This window comes from Kitasatospora sp. NPDC091207 (genome assembly GCF_044768625.1).
Lineage (GTDB): Bacteria > Actinomycetota > Actinomycetes > Streptomycetales > Streptomycetaceae > Kitasatospora.
Window position 1 is genome coordinate 229,892 of record NZ_JBIVVS010000012.1, and the last position, 6,789, is coordinate 236,680.

The window sequence follows — 6,789 nt, forward strand, 5'->3', positions numbered from 1 at the left end:
CCTGACGGCCACGGGCGCGGCCGCCCCGCGTACCCCCGGTGCGCCCGCCGGCGCGAACGGCCACCCGGGGGTGGGCCGGGCCGAGGCCGGACCGCCCCGTCCCGCGCCGCCGTCATCGGTCGGCGGCGCGGGCCGGGGTCCGCGAGCCCGCGGGAGCACCGGGGCGCCGGTGCGGGGTTCAGCAGACGGCTGCCAGTGCGGCGCCCGGCCCCGGGGTGGCCGGGTCGCCGGCCTCGGCCGACCGCAGCCGGGCTATCAGCTCCTCACGGGCGCGGGCCACCCGGGACCGGACGGTGCCGATCGGGCAGCCGGCCACCTCGGCGGCCTCGGCGTAGCTCAGCCCGACCACCTGGGTGAGCACGAAGGCCTCGCGGCGCTGCGCGGGCACCCGGTCGAGCAGGTCGCCGAGCGCGACACCGTCCTCGAACCCGGCGGCGGGCGGGGTGTGCTGCCGTTCGGCGGCCTCCTGCCAGTCGGGCAGCGCGGCGCAGCGCGGGCGCGCGGCGGCGGTGCGGTAGCGGTCGATGACGGTCCGCCGGGCGATCGACAGCAGCCAGGTCCGGGCGGAGGAACGGCCGGCGAAGCCGGGCAGGCTCCGCAGGGCGCGCAGGAAGGTCTCCTGGGCGAGGTCGTCGGCGGACTGCACATCGGTCAGATGGGCGACGAACCGCCAGACGTCCCGCTGGGTGGCCCGGACGAAGGCCTCGACATCGGCCGGCCGGCCCGCGCGGGCGGCGAGGGCCAGCGTGGTCAGCTGCTCGTCATCCACGACGGCTCCCCACCCGGACGGTCCGGTACGGGGCCCGGTGCGCGACGATGGTCGTATGAGATGCGCCCACTTCCGTACCGCTCTGTCCGCCCGTCTCGATGGTGAGCCGACCGGTCTGCCGGACCGGCGGCTGGACAAGCACCTCGCGCGCTGTGCGACCTGTCGCGCGTGGCTGGAGCAGGCGGAGCGGCTGCGCGGCCGGGTGGCCGAGGCCGGCGCGGCCGGACCCTCGGCGGACTGGTCGGCCAACCTGCTGGCGAGCCTCGGCGGGTACGGGTCCGGTGCGGACCGGGCCGGTGCCGACTGGGCGGGTGCGCGCGGAGCGGCGGCGGACGGGCTCGGCGCGACGGGCGGTCCCGGGCAGGGGGAGGGCGGGTCGGCGCCGGAGCGGTAGGACGGTGGCGCCGGGCGAGGCCGGTGCGCCGTCGAAGTCAGGCATGAAGAGGTCCTGAGGGGAGTGCGGGGGAGCGGCGGCCGCTGCGGGCGGCGCGCTCGGCGTCGGTGGGACGCGTACCTGTCGCCGTGTCCCGGCAGGGGGCGGCGAGGCACGCGGACCCGGGCCCCGGCGGCGCGGCCGTTCGGCCACGGCACGGGGCGACCTGCCCACCGCGGCGCGGACACCGGAACGGCGTCGGGCGGCGGGCGCGTCAGCGGGCGGGGGCGAAGGACGGCGGGCCGCGCCGGACCAGGGCGTGCGAGAGCAGCACCAGCCGGGGCAGCCGGGCCCGGTGGGCGGCGGGCCGGGGCGGGACCGGCGGCCGGAACCCGCGCGGTCGGGCGAACAGGGCCAGCAGCGGGAGCAGCAGGACGCCCGTCAGCACGGTGCCCAGCGCGCCGAGCAGCTCGAACAGCCGGGCCAGCGCCGCCTCGCCGCGCCAGAGCAGCAGCGCGCAGGCGAGCGCGGCGAGCACGTGCGCGGTGATCATCCCGGCCGACATGGAGTGGGTCGCCATGTCGTGGCCGGACATCCCGGATGCTCCCGGCAGGCCGGACGCCGTCGCGTCGCCGGACAGGCCCGGTCCGCCGCCCGTGCCCGTCATCGCGTGGCCCGGCACGGCCGAGGACGGGCCGGAGCCGGTGGCCGCGAGGTGGTGCGCCCCGGTCAGGGCGCGGACGCCCGCGCCGGGCGGGACGTCGGGGTCGATCCCGGCCATCCGGGCCAGGTCGGCCGGTGAGAGCCCGACGGGCGCCCGGTCCGGATTGCAGAGCAGCAGACCGGTCCAGTCCGTGGTGGCGAGCGGGCCGCCTCCGCCGCGGTCGGCGGTCAGCGCCCCGGCCTGTGCGAACGTCAGGTGCAGCGCGCTCTGCGCGGCGACCATCCAGACACTGATCGGACCGAGCCCGCGCCGCTTGCCGGCGAGCAGCCAGCCGAAGCCGAGGGTGAGACCGAAGGCGCCCGCCAGCACGGGCGGGGAGACCCCGGCACCGGCCATGGCGACGTGCGCCGTGGCGGCCAGCGCCACGCAGAGCGCGGCGAAGACCACGGCGCGCAGGGCGCGGATCCGGTCGGTCATCACGATGGCACTCATCGTCGCATTCGCCCTCGCCGGGCTGTACCGCCCCCTCGGGTATTGGCCGGTTCCGCCCCCGTGAGAGCATGCCCGGCCGTGCGGTCCGGGCTGCCCGGACGGGCAGTCGGGCCGGCGCCCCGCCCGGTCGTCCGGTCGGCAGTCCCGCAGGTCGTCCGGCCGGCAGGCCGCCCGGAACCGGCCCGGGGCGCGGTGCGCACGGGCTCGGCGGGCCCCCGGCCGCGGCGCGGCCGGCACCGGCTCGGGCGGGTCGTCCGCTAGAGGCGGTTCGTACGGTTGCCCGGAGCCGGTTTGTCCGTTCCGGCGCGGGACCGCCGCCCCGGCCCGCCCGTACCGTTCGGGCACCGCGCGGCGCCGCGCCGCCGGTCGGACGACGGCACGGGGCCGGTGAGTACGGAGAGGCGGGGCCGATGCACTGGCTGATTCACGACTATCGCGAGGACGATCTCGCGGCAGTGGTTCACCTGATCGACACCACGGCGGAGCTCGGCCAGGAGTCGGTGTTCTCCTTGGCGGAGTGCATCAGCGCGCTGACCTCCCGCCAGCCGGCCGTGGTCGCCGTGCACCAGGGGGTGCCGATCGGCGCCGCGCTCGCCTCCGTGGCGGGCGAGCGCGCCTGGGTGATGCGGATCGCGATCGCACCGGCCTGGCGCGGCCGGGGGCTGGCCAGCTCGCTGCTGCGTGAGCTGGAGCGCCGACTGGTGGCCTGCCGGGTGCGCCGGATCGCCTACGTGCTGCCCGAGGAGGAGCTGCTCGGGGAGGGCCTGCGCAACGCCGGCTACACCCGCCGCCCGGCGGCCGCCTACTTCGAGAAGGACGAGCCGCAGGCGGGTGCGGCGAGCGGTCTGCTGGAGGAGCTGGGCGGCCGACTGCTGCCCGGCGACCTCTGGGCCAAGGTGGCCGGGATGGAGACCGAGAAGAACCTGATCGAGCGCCGGGTGGTGGCGCCGCTCGCCGAACCCGAGCGGGCCGCCCGGCACGGGGTGCGCCCGCCGCGCGCGATCGCGCTGTTCGGGCCGCCCGGGACCGGGAAGACCACCTTCGCCCGGGCGATCGCCTCCCGGCTCGGCTGGCCGTTCGTCGAACTGCTGCCGTCCCGGCTGGCCGACGAGGGCAACCTGGCGGCCGCGCTGCGCGACGCCTTCGCCCGGATCGGCCAGTTGGAGCGGGCCCTGGTCTTCATCGACGAGGTGGAGGAGATCGCGCCGCTGCGCACCGAGGGCGCCCAGGGCGGAATGCACGGCGTCACCAACGAGCTGCTCAAGCTCATCCCGGGCTTCCGGGAGGGCGAGGAACGGCTGCTGGTCTGCGCCACCAACTCGATCCGCTCGCTGGACCCGGCGTTCCTGCGTCCGGGCCGCTTCGACTACCTGATCCCGATCGGCACCCCGGACGCGGCCGCCCGCGCCGCCATCTGGTCCCGGTACGCGGCCGGCCGGGAAGACGTGGATCTGGACGCGCTGGTGGGCGCGAGCGAGCTGTTCACCCCGGCGGACATCGAGCACGCCGCCCGGGTGGCCGCCCAGGCGGCCTTCGAACGGGACCTCGCCGGTGCGGACCTCGCCGGTGCGGACCTCGGTGCCGCCGGCTCGGTCGGCCCGGGTGGCGTCGGGACCGCCGCCGAGCGGGAGGCCGCCGAGGGCGCGAGCACGACGGACTACCTGGCGGCGATCGCCCAGGCCCGGCCGACCGTCACCCCGGCGATGATCGAGGAGTTCGGCGCCGACATCAGCTCACATGCGAGAGTCTGAATATCAGTCAATCGCATGGTAGTTGTGGTTTGACACCCCACCTGTCGGTGCTGACTAAATGTGGGCACCGACAGGACAGGAGGCCCGGCATGGGCACAGTGGCCGCGTCCGACGCCCCGGCCGTCGACCTCGCCGACCCCGCGTTCTGGCAGCTGCCCGCACCGGCCCGCGCCGCGGCCTTCGCCGAGCTGCGCCGACTGCCGGGCCCGGTCTTCGTCGGCGAGCGGCCCGATCCGCGGGCGGCCGGGCGGCCGGCGAAAGGCCCCGCCAAGGGCTACCACGCCCTGGTCCGGCACGCCGACGTGGTCGAGGCCAGCCGGACCCCCGCGGTGTTCCTCAGCGGTCCCGGCGTCACCACCCCCGAACCCGCCCGCTGGGTCCGGCTGCTCTTCGGCGACTCGATGGTCAACCTGGACGATCCCCGCCACGCCCAGCTGCGCCGGATCGTCTCCCGGGCGTTCACCCCGCGCCTGATCACCCGGGTCGAGGACGACATCCGCCGGGTCGCCGCCCGTCTGGTCGACCGGGTGGAGCGGGAGCGGCCCGAGGACTTCGTCACCTCGGTCGCCGCCGAACTCCCCTTCCAGGTGATCTGCAACATGATGGGGATCCCGGAGGCGCCCCGCCGGGTGATCCTCGACCAGGTCAACCACGCCTCCGAGAACACCGGTGTGGCACGCCCGTCGCGCAGCCGGATCCGGGTGCCCGGACGGGGTCTGCGGGCGCTCGCCCGGATGCAGGGCATGGTCGCCGACCTCGGCCGCGAGCGCCGCCGCCGGCCCACCGACGACCTGATCTCCGCCCTGGTCACCGCCGACGTCGACGGCCGCCGGCTGACCGGGCGGGAACTCGGCGCGTTCTTCTCCCTGCTGCTGGTCGCCGGTGTCGAGACCACCCGCAACGCACTGGCCCACGGCCTGCACCTGCTCACCGCCCACCCGGAGCAGCGCGCCCTGCTGCTCGGCGACCTCGACCGCCACCTCGGCGGCGCGGTGGACGAGATCGTCCGCCACTCGACGCCGATCATCCAGTTCCGCCGCACCCTGGCCGTCGACCACCGACTGGGCGGCCCCGAGGGCACCCTGCTGCGGGCGGGGGAGAAGGTGGTGCTCTTCTTCGGCTCCGCCAACCGCGACGAGACCGTCTTCACCGACCCGGACGCCTTCGACATCACCCGCACCCCCAATCCCCACCTCGGCTTCGGCGGCGGCGGACCGCACTACTGCCTGGGCGCGCACCTCGCGCGGCAGGAGATGAAGGTGCTCTACCGGGAGCTGTTCACCCGGCTGCCCGGGATCCGCTCGGTGGGCGGGCCGGACCTGGTGCCGTCCAGCTTCGACCACCGGGTGCGGTCGCTGCGCTTCACGTTCTGAGGCCCGGCCCCGGCCGGGCGGCCGGACTGACCCGCCGGCCCGCTCCACCCGCCGGCCCGCCCTACCCGCCGGTCGGGATGCCGTGGTCGGCCTTCACCCGCTTCATCGTCAGGTGCGAGTTCACCTGCGCGATCCCCGGCAGCCCGGAGAGCACGTCGGTGATGAACCGCTCGTAGGCGGCGATGTCCGCCACCGCGATCCGCAGCAGGTAGTCCGGTTCGCCGAAGAGCCGGTGCGCCTCCACCACCTCCGGCAGCTCCGCGACCCGGCGCTCGAACTCGGCCACCGTCGCCCGGTCCTCGTGCCGCATGGTGATCGTCACGAAGGGCTGGAAGCCGCGGCCCACCGCCGCGCCGTCCAGCAGCGCCCGGTACCCGAGGATCACGCCGTCCTGCTCCAGCTGCCGGACCCGGCGCAGGCACGGCGAGGGGGTGAGGTCCACCCGGGCGGCCAGTTCGGCGTTGGTGAGGCGGCCCTCCTGCTGGAGCTCCTGGAGAATTCTGCGGTCAATACGGTCCATGGCGCAATATTCTGCCAAATCGCGCCATAGAAGTGCACGAAGTGGCCATCGTGTGCCAGGCCGATCCGGCTACCTTCAGTGACCGAAGCGCCGGACGCACACGACAGGTCACCCATGGACACGCACGCCCTCCTCCTCTTCCTGGGGGTCGATCTGCTCCTGGTCTGCACTCCCGGCCCCGACTGGCTCTACATCGCCGCGCGCGGGCTCGGCCAGGGCCGCCGCGCCGCGCTGGTCGCCGTCGCCGGCGTCTGTGCCGGATACGCCGTGCACACCCTGCTCTCCAGCGCCGGCCTCGCCGCCGCGCTGCGGGCGGTCCCCGCCGCCCTGCCGGTGCTGCGCCTGACCGGCGCCGCCTACCTGCTGGTCCTGGCCGGCGGCATGCTCCTCGCGCTGCGCCGGGGCGGGGCCGCCGCCTTCGCGCAGGCCCCGCCGCAGCCCACCACCACCGTGCTGCGCCAGAGCATGCTCACCGCCCTGCTCAATCCCAAGGGTCTGCTGCTCTACCTCTCCCTGGTGCCGCAGTTCGTCGACCCGGCCGCCGCGCTGCCGGTCGGCGGCCAGGTGCTCGCCCTCGGCTCGCTCAACGTGCTGGCCTGCGCGGTCGTCTACGGCCTGGTGGCGCACGCCAGTGGCCGCCTCGGCGGCCGGTTCGGCGCCACCCCGCAGGCCGCCCGGCGGATGACGATGGTCTCCGCGGTGCTGCTGATGCTGGTGGCGGGCGTCACAGCGAGTGCCTCAGCTTGACGTTTAACCTCGGCGGGCCTGGTGTTCCTTGATCGACTCGGCGCGTTTGACCGTTTTGCCGACGTCGTGGTGCTTGGCGCGTTGCTTGTTCTTCGAGCCG

Annotated in this window: 7 protein-coding genes; 4 read left to right on the forward strand and 3 right to left on the reverse strand. The window is 75.8% G+C overall.

Annotated elements, in window-relative coordinates; genetic code table 11:
• Window positions 1-178 precede the first annotated feature (178 nt).
• Window positions 179-769, reverse strand: coding sequence for a sigma-70 family RNA polymerase sigma factor (locus ACIQTO_RS21465; RefSeq protein ID WP_402390211.1), 591 nt, complete (start codon window positions 767-769; stop codon window positions 179-181).
• A gap of 55 nt (window positions 770-824) precedes the next feature.
• On the opposite strand from ACIQTO_RS21465, the gene ACIQTO_RS21470 reads away from it, so the two are divergent.
• The gene (locus tag ACIQTO_RS21470) at window positions 825-1,163 is read left to right on the forward strand and encodes a zf-HC2 domain-containing protein (RefSeq protein ID WP_402390214.1); all 339 of its coding nucleotides are present in this window, start codon (window positions 825-827) and stop codon (window positions 1,161-1,163) included.
• A gap of 253 nt (window positions 1,164-1,416) precedes the next feature.
• On the opposite strand, the gene ACIQTO_RS21475 is transcribed toward ACIQTO_RS21470, so the two are convergent.
• On the reverse strand, window positions 1,417-2,298 hold the full coding sequence (locus ACIQTO_RS21475) for a hypothetical protein (protein ID WP_402390217.1): 882 nt from the start codon (window positions 2,296-2,298) through the stop codon (window positions 1,417-1,419).
• A 410-nt stretch (window positions 2,299-2,708) separates the two neighbouring features.
• Between ACIQTO_RS21475 and ACIQTO_RS21480 the strand changes: the two genes are divergently transcribed.
• A complete protein-coding gene (locus ACIQTO_RS21480) occupies window positions 2,709-4,049 on the forward strand; it encodes an ATP-binding protein (RefSeq protein WP_402390219.1) in 1,341 nt (446 codons plus the stop codon).
• 89 nt (window positions 4,050-4,138) lie between these two features.
• Window positions 4,139-5,422, forward strand: coding sequence for a cytochrome P450 (locus ACIQTO_RS21485; protein ID WP_402390222.1), 1,284 nt, complete (start codon window positions 4,139-4,141; stop codon window positions 5,420-5,422).
• A 61-nt stretch (window positions 5,423-5,483) separates the two neighbouring features.
• On the opposite strand, the gene ACIQTO_RS21490 is transcribed toward ACIQTO_RS21485, so the two are convergent.
• Entirely contained in the window at window positions 5,484-5,942 is a 459-nt protein-coding gene (locus ACIQTO_RS21490) for an Lrp/AsnC family transcriptional regulator (protein WP_402390225.1), read from the reverse strand.
• A gap of 114 nt (window positions 5,943-6,056) precedes the next feature.
• Here ACIQTO_RS21490 and ACIQTO_RS21495 point away from each other — a divergent pair, with 114 nt between their 5' ends.
• Entirely contained in the window at window positions 6,057-6,689 is a 633-nt protein-coding gene (locus ACIQTO_RS21495) for a LysE family translocator (protein WP_402390228.1), read from the forward strand.
• Window positions 6,690-6,789: the final 100 nt, after the last annotated feature.